Below are 18,602 nucleotides of genomic sequence, written 5' to 3'. Positions count from 1 at the left end.
CGAGGGGCCGCGCGGCGCGGCCCCCGGTCAGTCGACGAGGGCTTTCCAGGTGTCGGGGCCGACGATGCCGTCGGCGTCCAGCGCCTTGGACTTCTGGAAGGAGACGACCGCCGCGCGGGTTCCGGGGCCGAACTCACCGTCCACGTCGAGCGTGGCGCCGTGGGCGTTGAGGAGCGCCTGCGCGGCGCGCACGGCGTGGCCGCTGGAGCCCGACTGCACGGTGATGATCAGTGCCTGCCAGGTCAGGGGGCCGACGATGCCGTCGGCGTCCAGCGCCTTGGACTTCTGGAAGGAGACGACCGCCGCGCGAGTTCCGGGGCCGAACCGCCCGTCCACCGCGAGGCCCGCCCCGTGGGCGTTGAGCAGGTGCTGCAACCCCGTGACCCGGTAGCCGGAGCTGCCTTCCTGGACCGTCGGCCAGACGTCGCCCGGCGGGGGCGGGGTGTAGGAGCCCTCGGCGAACTTGCGCAGGTCGGCGAGGGAGCCGTTGAAGACGTTCTGGTCGCCGGGGAAGGGCCCCCTGTCGGCGGTCTGCCAGATCGTGTACGAGGACCAGCCCTTGGGGAGCGGCAGAGGGGTCCCGTTGTAGTTGGCGATCCACAGCGGCGACTTGGCGCCGAACGCGGCGCTGTTGCCGGTGCACTGCGACCACCAGCTGGTGGTCGAGTAGATGGCGGGGTAACGGCCGGTACGCGACTTGTAGCGCTCGACGAAGGAGCTGATCCAGTTCGTCATGGCGGTCTGCGAGAGCCCGTAGCAGGTCCCGCCGCTGTAGGGGTTGTACTCGATGTCGAGCGCGCCCGGGAGCGTCTTGCCGTCCTTGGACCAACCGCCGCCGTTGGCGAGGAAGATGTCCGCCTGGGCGCTGCCGCCGGACCTGTCGGGCAGTGCGAAGTGGTAGGCGCCGCGCAGGAGGCCCGCGGAGGCAGAGCCGTTGTACTGCTGGTCGAACTGCGGGTTCTTGTAGCTCGTGCCCTCGGTCGCCTTGACGTAGGCGAACGCGGCTCCGGCCGCGGCGACCGACGGCCAGTTCACGTTCTGCTGATGGCTGCTGACGTCCAGGCCGCGTACGGCACTCGCCGCGAGCCGGGGAGCGACCGGCGCGGGGGTCCGGGCCGCGAGACCGAAGCCGGCGTGGTGGTCGTCGCTCGGAGCGGTCGAGGACGGGCTGGACGGTGCCGGGAGCGGGGCCGCCTGGGCGGACGGCACGGCGGAGCACACGGCCGCCCCGAGGGCGACGGGCACGACGGCGCGCATCGCGCTTCGACGGGTCCGGGTCCGGCGGGAGGGAGATCTGTGCATGCTGTTGACTCCGAGTGGGGAAGGGAGTTCAGCCCGCTGTCGGGCTGGAGGTCAGTGGCGTGAGTCCGCCGCGGACTGCTCCGCGGTCGTCTTCGAGGACCCCTCCGCGGACTCGTCGGAGGGCGCCTTTGCGGGCAAGGAGGCCTGGGCGAGTCCGTGGTCCCGCATGGACCGCAGCCGGGACAGCTCGTCCTCGTAGGACCCCAGGCGCCGCTGCTCCGCCGCGTGTTGCGCTGCCTCCACATGCCGTCGCAGGCCGGCCTGCTCCTGGCAGCGGGCGTCCCGCACCGCGGTCTTGATCTCCGCGCGGGCGGCTGCCCTGACGGACTCGCCTCTGCCGGCTGCCCGGCGCACACGCCGCTCGACCGAGCTGAGGACGTCGTCCCGCGTCGGCTTGGCGAAGCCCTGCTTCTCCATGCATGCCGCCCAACGGCGCCACGCCCCCGTCACGGCAGGATCGTCCTCCACCCGCTCGATGACCTCGTTGCTCAGTGCCTGGAAGAGGTAGAACAGATCGTCCCATCCCGGGCCGTACACCATCTCCCGGGCGCGCGTGACACAGGCGTCCGTCCGCACGGTCACCTGTTCCCCCGTGGGCAACGAGATGGTCCGCTGCCGCGCCTCGGTCCCCAGCAGGACCCGGCGCGATCGCGCCGAGTCCCGCGACCGGCCGGCCGGCGGCGAGGGGGCGGGTGAGGCGAAGGCGCCCCGCGCGGCGGCCGCCGTGATTCCGTAGCCGTTCGTCCGTGCCGTGCGCTCATCGAGCAGCCCGTAGGGGTTGCGCGGTTCCTGCACCGGCGACGGGGGCGCGGGTGTGTAAGCGAAGCCGTGCCGGCGCATGCACCGTTGGACGGCGCGCTCCTCCGCGCTCTGCAGGAGCACGCTTTGCTGCGGGGTGAAGTAGACGGCCGAGTCGAAGGGATAGAGCCGGGGAACGGGGCGGTCCGGTGCGGGCTGCTGCGTACACCCGGCCAGGACCGCGCCCGCCGCCGCGGCGGCGCAGGATGCCGTGAGCACCCTGCGCCACACGGCGAGCGTCACTTGCAGCCGTACCACTTGTTGGAGAACGCGTGGTGGTAGACGGCCGAGCCCTTGATGGACTTCCAGCCCGTTCCCCTGTTCAGCGGATACCGGGCGCCCCCGTGGTTCTTCTCCGAGTAGATGTGGACGTTGCACGACTTGCCGTTGTTGTAGATGGACTCGGCCCACCGCCACCCCGAGTACATGGTCAGGTCGTCGTTGTCCTGATAGACCGGGTACGCCTTGCCCGACCAGTTCTCGTTGAGGTAGGCGCAGACCGCGCCGGAGGGACAGGTGTCGGCGGACGCGGTCCCCGTGGACCCGAGGAATCCGACGCCGGTGAGTGCCAGAGCCGAGATGAGTACAGCTGTCCTCTTCATGATGTAGGTCCTCCTTCGTGCGGCAAATAGGTCATGAACACGTCAACTGGGTGACGGTTCGATTCGGCACTTTCTGAAGCAGTTGACAGCGTGACAAACCGAGGAAAACGGCAGCCTCCGGCGCGAGGGCCCCAGGAGCCACCGGGCCTCGGTCCATCAGGCCCGCCGCGCTCCTCGGCGTCACGAACACAAGGTAGGGACGGCCAGGGGAGCGCGGCATCAGGGCAGACCCTGAAATCGTCATGCCGCCCGGCGGCGCCATCCGGCCCGAGTTCCGCCGCCTGGCCGGAAAGCTGTGGTCCCCAGGGACTGCCCGCCTATGGTCACCGCCGTGAAGAGGAGCCGTGGGGGAACGGACTTCCGCTGGTCACCGTGGGGTTGGGCGACGACCGCAGTCGTCGCGGGGCTCAGCGGAGCCTGGGCCTACCACCGCGCCGGCGCTGCGTGGGCGGACGTGGCGCGCGACCTGTCGGTGGGCTGGTCCTACGCGGGTGCCGGGCTGATCGCATGGTGGCGGCGACCGGCCAACCGCACCGGGCGCATCATGCTGGCCGAAGGAATCACCTGGTTCCTCGGCAACCTCCAAGGCACCGGCATCCCACCGCTGTTCACCCTCGGCGTGTGGGGCGAGGCGCTGAACCTGGCCGTCCTGGCGCACCTTCTGCTCGCCTTCCCGGAAGGACGGCTCGCCACGGTCTATGACCGGGCCGTGGTGGGAAGCGGCTACGCACTGGTGGCCTTCGGCGGACTGGTCCGGGTGACGCTGTACGACCCGTCGGTCCACAAAGACGCCACCTACCTCTCCTGCCGGGACTGCCGACCGGACCTCAACCTCCTGCTGGCCCACACGGAGCCGGGCTGGTTCGACGCGGTGGATCTGGGCTACCGCTGGGCGGGGGCGATGCTGACCGTTCTGTGCCTCGGGGCGCTGGTCCGTCGCTGGCGGATCAGCTGCCCGGCGCGGCGTCACGTCCTCATGCCCGCGTGGGTCGCGGTCGCCATCGCCGTGGCTTTCGTCGGCTGGGAGATCATCCACCTGCTCGCCCCCGAGGCCATGGACACCGCCGACGCGGTGCTGACCTGGCCGTCGGACGCGAGCGAGGTCCTGGTGCCGATCGCGTTCCTGATCAGTCTGCTGCGCATGCGACTGCGCCGCGCCTACATCGGCAATCTCGTCATCGAGGTGGGCGCGGACCCGACCCCCAAGCGGCTGCAGGACACGCTGGCACGACTGCTCGGCGACCCGTCGCTGCGTCTCGGCCTGCGATCACCTCAGATCGGAGGGCGGAGCGGAGGCGGGGAACCGTTGTACGTCGACCCGGACGGGCAGCCACTCGTGCTGCCACGCCCGGGAAGCGGGGCGAGCACCACCGTCATCGACGAGTCCGCGGGAACACCCACGGTCGTCCTCGTGCATGACACGGCGCTGGAGGAGGACGGGAAGCTGCTGCTCGCCGTCAGCTGCTCCGTACGCATGTGTCTGCGGTCCGCCGCGCCGGAGACCACGGGCATCGGCCCCCGGCTCCTGCAAGCCGCGGACGAGGAGCGCCGGCGGCTGGAACGCGACCTCCACGACGGTGCGCAGACCCGGCTGGTCCTCGCCCTGATGACACTGCGCAGGCTCGATGCCGGGCTGTCCCGCGGCGGCGAACGGGCCCCCGACCCGGCGCTGCGCCGCACGGTGGCGGAGGCCGACCAGGCGGTGCGGCAGGCACTGGACGAACTGCGCGACCTCGCCCGTGGCATCCACCCCGCCGTCCTCACCCGCGACGGCCTCGCGGCAGCGGTCCGAACGCTCGCACAGCAGGCGCACATTCCGGTGCTCGTCATGGTGGACCCGGGACGCTTCTCCTCGCTGACGGAGTCCACGGCCTACTTCGTCATCTGCGAGGCGCTGTCCAACGCGATGAAGTACTCGCAGGCCACCGCGGTCAGCGTGGCCGGACGACGCGAGACCTCCGAGAGAGGGGACCGGCTGGTGATCGAGGTCGTCGACGACGGGATCGGCGGCGCCGATCCGGCCGGCGGATCCGGCCTGTGCGGACTCGCCGACCGCGTCGCGGCCACCGGCGGCACCTTGCAGGTGACCAGTCCACCCGGAAACGGGACGCGGCTACGGGCGGAGCTGCCATGCGCGTGATCGTGGCCGAGGACTCCGTGCTGCTGCGCGAAGGGCTTGTACGACTGCTGCGGGAGGCGGGCTTGGAGGTCGTCGCCCAGGCCGGCGACGCCGACAACCTCCTCGCCCTGGTGTCCGAACTACGTCCGCACGCCGCTGTCATCGACATCCGGATGCCCCCCACCCACACCGACGAGGGCATCCGAGCGGCCGCCGCCATCCGCTCCCGTCACCCGGGGACGGCCGTGCTGCTCCTCTCCCAGTACGTGGAGACCGGAAGCGCCCTGAAGGCCCTGTCCCGTGACACAGCGGGCTTCGGCTATCTCCTCAAGGACCGGGTATCCGACACGCACGAGCTTGTCGACGCACTCGAACGGCTGACGAACGGCGAGTCCTGCATCGACCCGGAGGTCATCCGCCGACTCCTCGAACGACGGCGCCCGGCGAGCGCCCTGGAGACGCTCACGCGGCGTGAGCGGGAGGTGCTCGCGCTCATGGCGGAAGGCCGCTCCAACGAATCGATCACCCGGCGTCTGGGGGTGGGCGGTAAGACCGTCGAGACGCACGTACGTAACATCTTCACCAAACTGGGTCTGGAACCCGACCTCGAGGGCCACCGCCGCGTACTGGCCGTGCTCGCCTATCTGGAGGCGTGACGCCAAGGCGCGCTGCAAAGTCCCAGTCGATCCACCCTGCCCGATCGTTGGCTGGAACTTCGATCAACTTGTCCTGACACTTGATCCGCCCCGGCACAACTCCGTCGGATGATCTACCACACCTGGCCGTGGCCACGCGATTCGACAAGCGCGCCTACGTCTTCCATGGCACTGTCACCGCGGCTTCGATCCGACTTTGGCTCAAGCCGTGATCACTTGGCCTTCGTGACAAGATCTGGGCGTGACGACGTTGTTCCTGACGGTAGGCCTGCCCGGGGCCGGAAAGACCACGAGAGCTCGACAACTGGCCGAGGAGCACAGCGCGCTGCGGCTGACGCCGGATGAGTGGATGCTCCCGCTGTTCGGTGATCCGCAGCCGGCCGGGAAGCGCGATGTGCTGGAAGGACGGCTGCTCTGGCTGGGGCTGGAGGCGCTGAAGCTGGGAACGAACGTGGTGCTGGATTTCGGCTGCTGGTCTCGTGACGAGAGGTCCGCGATCCGCTGGTTGGCGATGTCTGTGGGCGCGTCCTGTCACCTGGTGTACGTGCCGGTGGACCATGAGACCCAACGCGCTCGGATCGCCCATCGCCGGTCGACCACCCCTGATCAGACCTTCGCGATGAGCGAGACGGACCTCGTGCGCTGGAGGACGCTGTTCGAGGAGCCCGACGCCACGGAACTCGCTGGACATGAGGCAGGAGGTCCGCCTCCCGGGTGGTCAGGATGGCTGGAGTGGGCCGCCGCTCGGTGGCCATCACTCGCGTGACTGTCGGCCGGCCTTGGTGCCGCCGAGTAACGCACCGTGCCAGGAGCGCCGGGCCCGGAAATACCCGGGCGGAAGCGGGCCGTTGATCATTCAGGCACCGGTCTGACGACGGAGCCAGGAGTCACGTCCGAGAGAACGGAGCATCCGGCGTGGACGTCTTCATCATCGGCATCACCGGCGGTATCGGTGGCCTGCTCGCGCAGAAGCTGCGCACTCGGGGAGACGCCGTGCACGGGCTCGTTCGCCGGGACGATCAGCGGGCTGACCTCACAACGCGAGGCGTCAACGCACGAGTCGGCGAGCTGTCCAGCATGACGGTGGAACAACTGGCGGCAGCATTCGGTGACGTCGACGTGATCGTCTTCAGCGCCGGATCGAATGGCGGCAGCCGGGAGGTCACGACGGCGATCGACGGCGATGGGGTCGTCAAAGCGATCGAAGCGGCACGCGTCGCCGGTGTGGAGCGCTTCGCGCTGGTCTCGGTGCTCCCGGAATCATGGCGGGAACGCGACCTCGGAGAGGAGGTCGAGTACTACTTCGCCGTGAAGAAGGCCGCGGACGTCGCGCTCAGCCGCAGCGATCTGAATTGGCTGATCCTCCGTCCGTCACTGCTTCTCGACGGCCCGGGAACCGGCACCGTATCCCTCGGTCCGGCAGAGCTCCACGGTGAGATCACTCGCGACGACGTCGCCGCCACCCTGGCCGAACTGCTCCACGAGCCCCGGATCGGCCGGCAGATCCTCGAACTCAACTCAGGGTCGACACCCATCGACGAAGCGGTCCGAGCGAACGTCCGCTCGTGACCAACCGCCGCCGCGGCGGCCGGCATCCTGCGCCCCTCTCCGGACCGGTCGCGCAGGGTAGAGCTGACCGCTGACAAAGTCCTGTTCGATGCGCGGTTCAGCCCGGCTGGTTCAAGGCCGCCATCGAGGGCCTGGCGGTGTGAAACGCGGTGAGAAGAGCACCGTAGACGGCTGAGGAGGCTGCCCGTCTCACGTAGCCGGCGACATCCGGCGGCCATGCGTCACTCTCTTGGTGAATGAGCAGGGAAACTGCCCCGTGGACGCCGGCACACAGCAATCTGGTGGTCCCGGTTTTGCTCTCCATCGGCACTCCGGCATCCAGGCAGGCCGCCACCTTCTCGCGAAAATAGCGAAAGCACGCGTCTTCGTTCTGACGGCTGGCTTCTGTGGCCGTGCCGGACATCACCAGTCTGTATGGGGATGGGTGGCGAAGTCCAAAGGAGATATAGGCGACGCAGGTTTCGTAGAGCGCCGTCACCGGATCGGAGACCTCCCGGGAAACCACTTCCAACTCGCTGAACAATGACCCCCATACGCGCAGGCACGTCGCATGGACGAGTTCCGCCTTCGAGGCGAAGTGGAGGTAGACGGCTGGGGGAGTGACTCCCGCCCGTGCCGCTACCGCACGAATCGTAAGAGCGTCGGCGCCACCGTCTTCGAGTAGCTGATCGGCGATGTCGAGGAACTGGTCCCGGAGTACGCCGCCTTGGCCCTTCCTGGCACGAACTCGGGAGCCGGTCACGGCTGTGATCCAGCCCTTGGCCTGACGGTCGTGACCACCTGGGTCACCCGGGCGCACAGTTCACCGCCGGCGTCATGAACGTCGACCTCGACGACGGTGTTGCGCCCCACCCGCAAGGGGACGGCTGTGGCGACGACGTCTGTGTGTGCCGGCCGCAGGAAGTACGTGGACGACTCCACGGTGGCCGGTGCGGCGCCGGTCGGCCCGTTGAGAGCGGCGCAAACGGCAGCGCAGACGTCGGCGAGTCCCATCAACGCGCCTCCGTGCAGGCCACCGCCCACCGTGGAAAGAGAGTGATCGTGCGCCAGCGTGGCGCGAACGCTGACTGCCGAGATCTCGTCGAACACGACTCCGAGCGTCTTGGCGTACGGGGCGAGCGCGTAGACCTCTTCGGCATCAAGTGTGAGCACCCGGCTACTCCGATCGAAGCTGATGGTTAACGGCGTTAACTTAACGTCGTTAACCCATGCGGTCAACGAGTTGCCTCGATGACCTTCCACGACACGACACGACGCGCCGGCCGCTGAGGAGGGCCAGGGCGGTGGCCGAGTCCCCGCGCACGGCACTCGGACTGGTACGGCCCGCGATCACGGTCACCGGCTTCCTGGGTTCCCTGCTGGTGCTCCGCACCACGTCCTCCCGGGGCAGAGTGGCCCGTCCCAGCACCGTCGCGAGCGTGCTGGCGGCAGCATGTCGCCGTTCCGGTGCGCGCGAGCCGCGATCTCCCGATACGTCAGCCCGGACCAGGCTTTGAGCGCGCGCATGCGGTCCACGAACGACCGGGCGTCGGAAACGTCGTCGGGGCCGGACAGGTCGCCGGACGTCGCTGCCCGATGGTGGCCACCAGCCGGCCGGCCGCAAGAGACCCACGGCCTCATGGGTGTCCCGGACACCGAGCACCCACGTGACCTGTGCGTTCCGGACTGTGCCGGACGCCCTCGCGGCTGTCCGGCACACCCCCGGACACGTCGCCGACGATCTCGGCGGTGGGCGCTCAGGACGTAGCCGACCGCTCGGGCTCTCGCCCTCAGGGAGCCGAGGGGCCGGGCCAGATGGCCGAGGCGTCGTCGCGGTGGGGGTCGGGCAGCCGGACCGGGCGGACGGCGATGGTGCGTTCGCGTCCTTCCGTGACGGCCGTCCACGGGGCGGGGCTACCGGCGTAGCACAAGGTGGTCAGGGCGAACACGCCGTCGGCGTAGACCTCGACGTATTCCCCGACGGTGAGGATGCGCAGGGTGGCCGCGGAGCTGGGCAGGAGGGTTTCGGCGAGCCGGGTGCCGTCGGGGCCGGTGGCCCAGAGGTTCTTGCCGTCGCAGCCGACGGCAAGGGTGGCGCGGCTGCTGCCCGGGACATCGGTACGCAGGGTGACCTCGACGGGTCCGGACACCGCGATGTCGCCGACCGCGTGCAGGGTCGGTTGGTCCGTCTTCTCATCGAGCCAGGTGTCCAGGCCGGGCCACCATTCGAGGCGGGGTGCCGCATCCGGGGGTGTGACGAGGAGTTTCGGCTGGGCGAGCATGCCGCGGCAGCTCTTGCCGGCATCGGTGAGGCCGACGCGGCGGGGGGTCGTGTGCAGGACCACCCGAGAGCCGTCAGGCGCGGTCGTGACGCGGGGGGCGTAGGCGCCGGACGGCCCGAGGGGGCCGCGGCGGGTCCAAGGCCCGCGCAGGCGTGGGGCGGTCCATGCCTCAAAGCCCTGCGCGGAGCCGATGGAGCCGAGCAGCAGCCAGGTCCCGTCGTCGAGACGTTCGAGGACCGGGCACTCCAGTTCGTTGACGTCGCCAGGGGCGATGAGCGGCGGGTGGACGGTCCAGTGTTCCAGGTCGTCCGAGGTGGCGAGGGCGACACATCCGCTGACCTCGACCGGCAGCGAGGCGTCGCTGGCGCAGACGACCATGATCCAGCCGTCTGACTCGTCGTCGGGTACGACGAAGGGGTCGCGCCAGCCCATGCGTTCGGTGGTGCGGTACCAGCGCGGGTCGGCCTCGACGACCGGCCCCGTGGCGTGGCGGCGCCATCCGGTGCCGTCGAGGCGGTCGGAGTAGGCGAGCCCGACGGCCTGGAGCGGCCAGCCTCCGGGCGTGAGTCCGCGGACACCGGTGTAGAACATGGCGAGCCCGTCACCGTGGGGAAAGGGGTGCATCGTCCACACGGCCTGCTGGTCGAAGCAGCCGGGCAGGCCGGTGCCGAAGGCGGTGCCCTGCGGCTGCCAGTGCACCAGGTCGGTGGAGGTGGCCCGGCCGTAGGAAGTCTCCATCCACAGGTGGTCGAACCGCGCTGTCCACGGACCTTGCAGGTGCAGCACCGTGTGCGTGCCGTCCGCGTGGCTCAGCAGGGCGAAGTCGTTCACACAGAGGCCGGGCGGGGCGTAACGCATGGATGACTCCTGTGGCTCTCGGTAGACAAACGCGTGCGCTGAATCGCTGTCATATCTGCGCTGATGGGAAAGCATTGCAAGTAAATATGAACGCAAACGCTTGCGCAACCAAGGGTGTGGGTTTACGGTCTGGTCACTCGCGGATCACACGGATGTGAACCGGATCGGAGGGACCTACTGTGACGGCCAGCATCACCGACGTCGCCCGTGCTGTCGGGGTCTCGGCGTCCACCGTGTCCCGCGCGCTGCGCGGCCGACCGGGGGTGTCGGACGAGGTGCGGGAGCAGATCGCGGCCGCAGCCGCCTCGCTCGGCTACACCGCGTCGCGTTCGGCGTCCAGCCTGGCCAGCGGTCGCACGCTCACCATCGGCGTCGTCGCCCCGTTCGTGGGCCGCTGGTTCTTCGGCACGGTGCTGGATGCGGCTGAGGACATGTTCGGTGCGGCCGGGTACGACGTACTGCTGTACAACCTCGGCTCCCCTGAGGCACGCAAACGCTTCTTCACCAAGATGCCGGTACGCAAACGCGTGGACGCGGTGCTCTCGCTGCTGGTCCTCGACGAGGACGAGGCCGACGCGCTGAGGTCACTCGGGGTGCCGCTTGCCACCTTCTGGACCGCGCCCAGACCCGGCTTCACGGTCGTGGGCATCGACGATCGAGCCGCCGCGCAGAGCGCCGTGCGGCATCTGGTGAACCTCGGCCACCGCAGGATCGGCATGATCGGCGGAACCAGCGGACCACTGCACTGGACCACCCCGGTCGAGCGACGCCAGGGCTACCTGGACGTCCTGGCGGACGCCGGGATACCGCACGATCCGGCCCTGGAGACGGACGGCGGCTACACGGTCGAGGGCGGCGAGCGCGCCATGACCGAACTGCTGGCCGCTCCCCGCCCGCCGACGGCGGTGTTCGCCCAGTCCGACGAGATGGCCATGGGTGCCCTCCGTGCCCTGCGGCTGCACCGGTTGAAGGCGCCGGACGACGTGTCCGTCATCGGCTTCGACGACCACGAACTGGCCGAGGTGCTCGGGCTGACCACCATCGCCCAGCCGGTCGCGGGCCAGGGTACGGAAGCCGCCCGGCTGTTGCTGCGGCAGTTGGAGGAGCCGGACGCCGCCTCACCCGGGCATGTCCAGGTACCCACCCGCCTGATCCTGCGCGACACCACCGCACCACCACACCCGCGCGGACCGCAGTAACCGTCCCGGAGCCCCACGCCCCGAGCCCCCACATCCCAAGACCCGGAAGCACTTCAGCGCCCAGAACCCCCGCAGCAGCACCGACCCTCGCACGGAGGCACCAACCCATGAACGCCGGAAACCGAAGGTACCGTCACGCGGCCTGTACGGGCCTTGCCCTCACCCTGCCTCTGGCGGCACTCGCCGCCTGCGGCGGGGGTGGCAGCGGCACCGACACCGCCGCCGAGGCGGGCAGCGGCACGGGCACCATCAGTGTCTGGGCCCACCAGGGTCAGCAGAGCGAGGACAGCGCGTTGCAGTCCGCGGTGAAGTCCTTCAACTCCTCGCAGAGCAAGGTCAAGGTTGAGCTGAAGCTGATACCCGCCGACGACTACACCAAGACCATCACCGCCACGGACGCCACCAAGCTGCCGGACGTGATGGAGTTCGACGGCCCGACCATGGCCAACTTCGTCTACAACAAGAAGCTCGCGCCGATCGACGGCTACGTGTCCGCCAAGACACTGGACAATGCCACCGGCGCGATCAAGGCGCAGGGCGAAATAGGCGGCAAGCACTACGGCCTGGGCATGTACGACTCGGGCCTCGGAATCTACGGAAACAGGAAGCTGCTGGACGCGGCCGGAGTGAAGTACCCGAAAGGCCTCTCCGACGACTGGACGGCCGCTCAGTTCACCTCCGCACTCAAGGCGCTGAAGGCCAAGGACTCCGATGGCAAGACCCTCGACCTCCAGGAGGGCAACGGCTTCGCGACCGAGTGGGGCACCTACGGCTTCGCGCCGATCGTCTGGTCCGCCGGAGGCTCCCTGCTCAAGGACGGCAAGGCCGAAGGCGCCCTCGACACCCCGGCCGTGGACTCGGCCCTGAAGACCTTCCAGTCCTGGAAGCCCTACGTCGACCCCAACACCGACGGCAACGCCTTCGCCAAGGGCCGCGTCGCGCTCAGCTGGGTCGGCCACTGGATGTACCCCGCCTACAGCCAGGCCCTCGGGGACGACCTCGTCGTCCTTCCGCTGCCCGACTTCGGCAACGGCCCCAAGACCGGCCAGGGTTCCTGGGCCTGGGGCATCGGCGCCAACACCAAGAACGCCAAAGCGGCCGGCACGTTCCTCGACACCCTCCTGAACGACACCAACGTCACCGCCATGACGACCGCCAACGGGGCGGTGCCCGCCACCAAGACCGCACTCGCCAAGAGCGACCTCTACAAGCAGGGCGGCCCGCTCCAGCTCTTCGCCGACCAGATCGCCAAGCCCTGCGGTGACAGCGACATCACCAAGTCCTGCGTCGCCGTCACCCGCCCCGTGACCGCCGGATACCCCACCGTCACCGCGAAGTTCAGCGAGGCCCTGAACTCCGTCTACGGCGGCGCCGACCCCAAGAGCGCCCTGGACAAGGCCGCCCGCGCCATCGACCGGGACTACTCCGACAACGCCGGCTACAAGATCCCGTAGGACCATCGGCCGGGGCGGGCCGCCCACCGCGCGCCCGCCCCGCCGGGAACAGGACCCTCCCGTGACATCCGTGGAACCCGCGCCCGCCGTGCCGCCGCCCGGCCCGGAGCAGGACCCCTCCGTGACCTCCGTGAAGCCCGCGCCTTGGAAGCGATCGATGCGATCAACCCGTCCGGGCCGCAAGAACCGCGACTGGCTGCACGGGCTGCTCATGTCCGCCCCGGCCGTGGTCGGACTCATCGTCTTCGTCGGTGTGCCGTTCGGCTACGCCGTGGTGCTCTCCTTCTACAACGTCCGCCTCGGCTCCCCGCTGGAACCCACCTTCTTCGGCCTGGAGCAGTACCGGCGGCTGTTCACCGACCCGGACCTGTCGGGCCCGTTCCTCCGGGCCCTGCTGAACAACCTGACCTTCGCCGTGGTCGTCGTCCCGGTGCAGACGGCCCTGGCACTCGGGCTGGCCATCCTGCTCAACCGCAAGCTCAAGGCCATCGGCCTCTTCCGGTCCCTGTTCTTCATGCCGGTCGTCTTCCCCATGGCGCTGGTCGCCGTGATCTGGCGCCTCATCCTGGCCCGCAGCGACCAGGGCATGCTCAACTCCGCGCTGGACGCGGTGAGTTTCGGCAACTGGGGCGCCTTCGACTGGCTCGGCGACGGCGCCACCGCCATGGCCTCGATCATCGTGCTGTCGATCTGGCAGGGCGTCGGATTCCAGATGGTCATCCTCCTGGCCGGCCTCCAGCAGATCCCGGGGGAGCTCTACGAGGCCGCCGCACTCGACCGCGCCTCCCGCTGGCAGCAGTTCCGCCACGTCACCCTGCCCGGCATCCACGGCACCCTCGTCTTCGTCGCCATGCTCACCTCGGTCCTCTCCTTCCGGGTCTTCGACCAGGTGTACGTCCTCGTCCGCGGCGGCGGCCTGGACGAGGACGCCACCCGCACCGTGATGTACCAGGCCGTCACCACCGCCTTCGACCAGAACAACATCGGCCAGGCGTCCGCGATCACCGTCGTCTTCTTCCTGATCGTCGTCGTCCTGACGCTCATCCAGCGCCGCGTCGTCCGGCCCGGAAACGAGGACTGACCCATGGGCACCACCCCAACGCCCCTGCGCCGCTTCATGGACTACGCCGTACTCAGCGTGCTGGCCTTCGTCTTCTTGCTGCCCGTGATCTACCTGTTCCTCGGCAGTCTCAAGCCGTCGGACGAGGTTCTCGACGGCCTGACCGGCTTCCTCCCCACCCACCTGTCCTTCGACAACTACTCCGCCGTCCTCGACAGCCTCGACTCCGACAGCACCGGCTACTTCTGGCGCTTCATGGGCGTCTCACTGCTGCTGGCATTCGTCGTCGTCACCGGCGGTCTGTTCGTCAACTCGATGGCCGCCTACGGGCTGTCCCGGCTGAAGTGGCGGGGGCGGAACGCCGTCTTCACGCTCATCCTGCTGCTGATGCTGGTCCCGTTCGAGTCGGTGGCGGTGCCGCTCTTCTACATGTTCAACGACCAGCGCAACACCCTGCCCATCCTGGCGCTGCCGTTCATCGCCAACGCCTTCTCGGTCTACCAGTTCCACACCTTCTTCCGCTCGATCCCGCCGAGCATCGAAGAAGCCGCCCGCATCGACGGCGCGGGCCCCTGGCGCACCTTCTTCGCGATCATCGTCCCCATGTCGAAGCCGGCCTTCGCCTCCGTGGCGATCCTGACCTTCCTCATCCAGTGGGGCTCGTTCCTGTGGCCGGTGCTCATGGTCTCCGACCCGTCGGTACGTCCACTGCCGCTGGAGATGAGCGTCTTCCAGGGCCAGGAGCCCCCGGACTGGGGCCAGATCCTCGCCTTCGGCGTCCTCTTGGTCCTGCCCGTCCTGGTGGTCTTCGCCTTCTTCCAGCGGTGGTTCGTCCAAGGTGTCGCCAGCTCCGCCGTCAAGGGCTGAACGCGGGTCTCGACGGGCGGAATCAGTTTCCGGTGCCGAGGCCTGACATGAACGCGGACGGGTAGCGGTCGCCGCGCGCCGAGCCCGGCGGCACCGCCTTCCCGATCTTGGCGAGGTCGTCCGCGGTGAGAGCCAGCTCCACCGCGGGCAGCGCCTCGGCCAGCCGCTGGCGGGTGCGAGCGCCGATCAGCGGCACGATGTCGTCGCCCTGTGCGGCCACCCAGGCGATGGCCAGTTGAGCGACCGTACACCCCTTCGCGTCGGCGACCCGGCGCAGTGCTTCCACGAGGGCGAGGTTGTGTTCCACGTTCCCGCTGGAGAAGCGCGGGCTGAAGCCGCGGCTGTCGCCGGGGCCGGCGGTACGGCCGACGGACCAGTGCCCGGAGATCAGGCCGCGGCTGAGGACTCCGTACGCGGTCAGGCCGATGCCGAGCTCCCTCAGCGCCGGCAGGATGTCCGCCTCCACGGCGCGGGAGATCAGCGAGTACTCGATCTGCAGGTCGGCGACCGGGTGCACGGCATGCGCCCGGCGGATCGTCGCCGCGTCGACCTCCGAGAGACCGAGGTACCGGACGTACCCGGCGTCGATCATCTCCTTGACGGCGCCCACCGTCTCCTCGATCGGTACCGCCGGGTCCAGCCGGGCGGGGCGGTAGATGTCGATGTGGTCGGTGCCCAGGCGGGTCAGCGAGTAGGCCAGGAAGTTCTGCACCGCCTCGGGACGGCCGTCCATCCCGCCGAACTCCGGGCCCGGCCCGCGCAGCATGCCGAACTTGACGCTCAACCGGTAGCTGTCCCGGTCCCGGCCGCGCAGCGCTTCGGCGAGCAGCAGCTCGTTGTGGCCCATGGCGTAGAAATCGCCCGTGTCGATCAGCGTGACGCCGGTCTCCAGCGCGGCGTGGACGGTGGCGATACTCTCCGCGCGGTCGGCCTCGCCGTAGGCACCCGACATGCCCATCGCGCCCAGGCCCAGCGCGGAAACGGCCGGGCCGGCGGTGCCCAGGGCTCGTGTCTGCATCGCGTTCTCCTTCGTCGTCGGTCTGCCCCTCACCCTGGCCCCGCGCCGCGACGTACGGGAGCGGAGCGTTCATCCTGGGAGAGACGCTCCCTGGATCGGCCCGGCCGCCGCGAGGACGATGAGGACCATGGGGACCATGCAACGTGACCAGCTCGCCGACTTCCTGCGCCGCCGCCGCGAGGCGATGCGTCCCGCCGAGGTCGGCCTCGCCGACGGCCCCCGCCGCCGCACCTCCGGCCTGCGCCGGGAAGAGGTGGCCACGCTCGCCGGCATGTCAGTGGACTACGTCGTACGCCTCGAGCAGGGCCGCAGCAGCCAGCCCTCGGTCCAGCTGCTCGGGGCGCTGGCCCGGGCGCTGCGCCTCTCCGACGACGAGCGCGACCACCTGTTCCACCTGGCCGGCCACCGGCCCCCACCGGCCGACAAAGTGGCCCGCCTGGCCCGCGCCGGCCTGATCCGCATGCTCGACCTGCTCGGCGACACCCCGGCCCTGGTCCTGTGCGACCTGGGCGAGGTCCTCGCCCAGAACCGGGCCGCCCTCCTGCTCATGGGCAACTACACCGGCTTGTCCGGCGACCGCCGCTACGTCGCTTACCGCTGGTTCACCGACCCCGCGGCCCGCGCCGTCACCCCGCCCGAGGAACAAGAACGCCACGCCCGCCGGCTCGTGGCGGACCTGCGTGCGGCCGCCGGCCGCCGGACCGGCGACGTGGCGGTCGCCGCACTCGTCGACCGGCTGCGGGCCGCGAGCGCCGACTTCCGCCGGATCTGGGCCGAGCACGAGGTGGCGGTCCGGCGTGCCGACCGCAAGACCCTGCTGCATCCGCGGGTCGGCCGCCTGCTGATGGACTGCGAGACCCTGGTCACTCCCGACCAGGGCCAGCAGCTGCTGGTGCTCACCCCGGCGGACGCCGAGAGCCGCGAGCGGCTGGAACTGCTGCGGGTCATCGGTGTCGAGGAATTCCCCACGGGGGCAACGGACCCGACGACACGGTGAAGCGGTCCCGGTGTCGCGGGGAGAAAAGCAATGGACGGGGTGATGCCGGGCTTGTAACTTGCAGTGGACCGCGACACCACCCGAGGAGGTGAGACCCATGAACGCTGTATCGACGTGGGTGCTCCCCCTTCCCGTCACGGCCGGCGACTGACGTAGGTGTCGCCGGGAGCGCCTCGCCAACCAGGCACTCCCGAAAGGCAACACCTATGCGCTCTCCCATGTACGACGTGATCATCGCCGGGTGCGGGCCGACCGGCGCGATGCTGGCCGCCGAACTGCGGCTGCACGATGTGCGGGTACTCGTCCTGGAGAAGGAAACCGAGCCCGCGTCGTTCGTCCGCATCGTCGGTCTGCACATCCGCAGTATCGAGCTGATGGCCATGCGTGGACTGCTCGATCGCCTGCTCCAGCACGGAAGGCGGCGCCCGGCCGCCGGATTCTTCGCCGCCATCGCCAAACCCGCGCCCAGGGACCTGGATTCCGCGCACGCCTATCTGCTGGGCATCCCGCAGCCCGTCATCGTTCACCTGCTCGAAGAGCATGCGATCCAGCTGGGTGCGCAGGTCCGGCGCGGTTGTGCGGTGGCCGGTTTCGAGCAGGACGACGAGGGCGTGACCGTCGAGCTGGCCGACGGCGAACAACTGCGCGCACGCTGTCTCGTCGGCTGTGACGGCGGCCGCAGTACGGTGCGCAAACTGCTCGGCGTCGGCTTCCCCGGCGAGCCCGCGCGGACCGAGACGCTGATGGGCGAGATGGAAATGGGTGTGCCGCAGGAGGAGGTCGCCGCCAAGGTGGCCGAAATCCAGCGGACTGACAAGCGATTCGATCTCAGGCCCTTCGGCGAGGCGGTCTACCGCGTCGTAGTACCCGTCGCGGGAGTCGGCGACCGCGCGGAACCGCCCACCCTCGATGATTTCGCACAACAGCTGCGCGCCATCGCCGGAACCGATTTCGGCGTGCACTCCCCGCGCTGGCTGTCCCGCTTCAACGACGCCACCCGGCTGGCCGAACGTTACCGGGTCGGGCGGGTGCTGCTGGCCGGCGATGCGGCACACATCCATCCACCCGTCGGCGGGCAGGGCCTCAACCTGGGCGTTCAGGACGCCTTCAACCTCGGCTGGAAACTGGCCGCACAGATCCGCGGCTGGGCGCCGGAAACACTGCTGGACAGCTACCAGGCCGAACGCCGTCCGGTCGCCGAGGACGTGCTGGACAACACCCGCGCACAGATGGAACTGCACTCCACCGAACCGGGCCCGCAGGCCGTGCGCCGGCTGCTCACCGAACTGATGGACTTCGACGAGGTGAACCGCTATCTGATCGAGAAGATCACCGCGATCGGCATCCGCTACGACTTCGGCGAAGGCCCCGACCTGCTCGGCCGCCGCCTGCGCGACATCGACGTGAAACAGGGCAACCTCTACCGTCTGCTGCATCGCGGCCGCGGCCTGCTGCTGGACCGCACCGAACGCCTGACCGTCGGCGGCTGGTCCGACCGGGTCGACTACCTCGCGGATCCCACAGCGGCACTCGATGTTCCGTGCGTCCTGCTACGCCCCGACGGCCACGTCGCGTGGATCGGCGACGACCAGCGGGACCTGGACAACCACCTCGCCCGCTGGTTCGGCAAGCCCGCCGACTGATCGGCCTGTAAGGAGGGTCAGGAGAGTCGATGCTCCTGACCGTCCCGGATCGTGTTCGGGCACCGGGGGCGTTCCGCCTCCGGTGGGCCCCCCCCCCCCCCCCCCCCCCCGCGCCCCCCCCCGCCCCCCCCGGGGGCCCGCGGGGGCCCCCGGGGGGCCCGCGGGGGGGGGCGCCCCCGCCCGCCCCAGGGGGGGCCCC

Annotated in this window: 17 protein-coding genes; 10 read left to right on the top strand and 7 right to left on the bottom strand. The window is 69.8% G+C overall.

What is annotated here, in order from left to right; genetic code table 11:
- Positions 1 to 27: 27 nt before the first annotated feature.
- From ACFZDA_RS34915 to ACFZDA_RS34905, 3 genes are read right to left on the bottom strand one after another with little or no spacing between them, the layout of a single operon-like run.
- Complete coding sequence (locus ACFZDA_RS34915) at positions 28 to 1,302, bottom strand: GH25 family lysozyme (RefSeq protein ID WP_391089406.1); 1,275 nt, start codon at positions 1,300 to 1,302, stop codon at positions 28 to 30.
- 51 nt (positions 1,303 to 1,353) lie between these two features.
- Complete coding sequence (locus ACFZDA_RS34910; RefSeq protein WP_391089405.1) at positions 1,354 to 2,343, bottom strand: hypothetical protein; 990 nt, start codon at positions 2,341 to 2,343, stop codon at positions 1,354 to 1,356.
- Complete coding sequence (locus ACFZDA_RS34905; RefSeq protein WP_391089404.1) at positions 2,340 to 2,702, bottom strand: peptidase inhibitor family I36 protein; 363 nt, start codon at positions 2,700 to 2,702, stop codon at positions 2,340 to 2,342. Before ACFZDA_RS34905 ends, ACFZDA_RS34910 begins: the two co-directional genes overlap by 4 nt.
- Positions 2,703 to 3,033: 331 nt before the next feature.
- Between ACFZDA_RS34905 and ACFZDA_RS34900 the strand changes: the two genes are divergently transcribed.
- The 4 genes from ACFZDA_RS34900 to ACFZDA_RS34885 all read left to right on the top strand — a co-directional run bounded on the left by ACFZDA_RS34900 (position 3,034) and on the right by ACFZDA_RS34885 (position 7,046).
- A complete protein-coding gene (locus ACFZDA_RS34900; protein ID WP_391089402.1) occupies positions 3,034 to 4,842 on the top strand; it encodes a histidine kinase in 1,809 nt (602 codons plus the stop codon).
- The gene (locus tag ACFZDA_RS34895) at positions 4,833 to 5,477 is read left to right on the top strand and encodes a LuxR C-terminal-related transcriptional regulator (RefSeq protein WP_391089401.1); all 645 of its coding nucleotides are present in this window, start codon (positions 4,833 to 4,835) and stop codon (positions 5,475 to 5,477) included. Before ACFZDA_RS34900 ends, ACFZDA_RS34895 begins: the two co-directional genes overlap by 10 nt.
- A gap of 241 nt (positions 5,478 to 5,718) precedes the next feature.
- Positions 5,719 to 6,243 (top strand): AAA family ATPase, encoded by a 525-nt coding sequence (locus ACFZDA_RS34890; RefSeq protein WP_391089399.1) that lies wholly within the window; start codon positions 5,719 to 5,721, stop codon positions 6,241 to 6,243.
- Between the two features lie 149 nt (positions 6,244 to 6,392).
- The gene (locus ACFZDA_RS34885) at positions 6,393 to 7,046 is read left to right on the top strand and encodes an NAD(P)H-binding protein (RefSeq protein ID WP_391089396.1); all 654 of its coding nucleotides are present in this window, start codon (positions 6,393 to 6,395) and stop codon (positions 7,044 to 7,046) included.
- Between the two features lie 97 nt (positions 7,047 to 7,143).
- Here the strand turns inward: ACFZDA_RS34885 and ACFZDA_RS34880 are convergent, their stop codons facing one another.
- The 3 genes from ACFZDA_RS34880 to ACFZDA_RS34870 form a co-directional block, all read right to left on the bottom strand.
- Positions 7,144 to 7,788 (bottom strand): TetR family transcriptional regulator, encoded by a 645-nt coding sequence (locus ACFZDA_RS34880; RefSeq protein ID WP_391089395.1) that lies wholly within the window; start codon positions 7,786 to 7,788, stop codon positions 7,144 to 7,146.
- A complete protein-coding gene (locus ACFZDA_RS34875) occupies positions 7,785 to 8,264 on the bottom strand; it encodes a hotdog fold thioesterase (RefSeq protein ID WP_391089394.1) in 480 nt (159 codons plus the stop codon). Before ACFZDA_RS34875 ends, ACFZDA_RS34880 begins: the two co-directional genes overlap by 4 nt.
- A gap of 551 nt (positions 8,265 to 8,815) precedes the next feature.
- Entirely contained in the window at positions 8,816 to 10,165 is a 1,350-nt protein-coding gene (locus tag ACFZDA_RS34870) for a mucin-1 (RefSeq protein ID WP_391089392.1), read from the bottom strand.
- Positions 10,166 to 10,344: 179 nt separating this feature from the next.
- Between ACFZDA_RS34870 and ACFZDA_RS34865 the strand changes: the two genes are divergently transcribed.
- The 4 genes from ACFZDA_RS34865 (at position 10,345) to ACFZDA_RS34850 (ending at position 14,745) form a co-directional block, all read left to right on the top strand.
- Complete coding sequence (locus tag ACFZDA_RS34865; RefSeq protein ID WP_391089390.1) at positions 10,345 to 11,364, top strand: substrate-binding domain-containing protein; 1,020 nt, start codon at positions 10,345 to 10,347, stop codon at positions 11,362 to 11,364.
- Between the two features lie 107 nt (positions 11,365 to 11,471).
- The gene (locus tag ACFZDA_RS34860; RefSeq protein WP_391089388.1) at positions 11,472 to 12,818 is read left to right on the top strand and encodes an extracellular solute-binding protein; all 1,347 of its coding nucleotides are present in this window, start codon (positions 11,472 to 11,474) and stop codon (positions 12,816 to 12,818) included.
- Positions 12,819 to 12,879: 61 nt separating this feature from the next.
- Positions 12,880 to 13,899: an ABC transporter permease subunit gene (locus ACFZDA_RS34855; RefSeq protein ID WP_391089386.1), complete on the top strand. Its 1,020-nt coding sequence runs from the start codon at positions 12,880 to 12,882 to the stop codon at positions 13,897 to 13,899.
- A gap of 3 nt (positions 13,900 to 13,902) precedes the next feature.
- The gene (locus tag ACFZDA_RS34850) at positions 13,903 to 14,745 is read left to right on the top strand and encodes an ABC transporter permease subunit (RefSeq protein WP_391089384.1); all 843 of its coding nucleotides are present in this window, start codon (positions 13,903 to 13,905) and stop codon (positions 14,743 to 14,745) included.
- 22 nt (positions 14,746 to 14,767) lie between these two features.
- On the opposite strand, the gene ACFZDA_RS34845 is transcribed toward ACFZDA_RS34850, so the two are convergent.
- Complete coding sequence (locus ACFZDA_RS34845; protein WP_391089382.1) at positions 14,768 to 15,763, bottom strand: aldo/keto reductase; 996 nt, start codon at positions 15,761 to 15,763, stop codon at positions 14,768 to 14,770.
- Positions 15,764 to 15,899: 136 nt separating this feature from the next.
- Here ACFZDA_RS34845 and ACFZDA_RS34840 point away from each other — a divergent pair, with 136 nt between their 5' ends.
- Positions 15,900 to 16,760, top strand: coding sequence for a helix-turn-helix domain-containing protein (locus ACFZDA_RS34840; protein WP_391089605.1), 861 nt, complete (start codon positions 15,900 to 15,902; stop codon positions 16,758 to 16,760).
- A 206-nt stretch (positions 16,761 to 16,966) separates the two neighbouring features.
- Positions 16,967 to 18,403 (top strand): rifampin monooxygenase, encoded by a 1,437-nt coding sequence (rox, locus tag ACFZDA_RS34835; protein ID WP_391089380.1) that lies wholly within the window; start codon positions 16,967 to 16,969, stop codon positions 18,401 to 18,403.
- Positions 18,404 to 18,602: the final 199 nt, after the last annotated feature.

Origin of the sequence: Streptomyces sp. NPDC007991 (assembly GCF_042958445.1) — a bacterium.
GTDB lineage: Bacteria > Actinomycetota > Actinomycetes > Streptomycetales > Streptomycetaceae > Streptomyces.
This window is presented reverse-complemented; position numbering and strand designations above follow the sequence as displayed.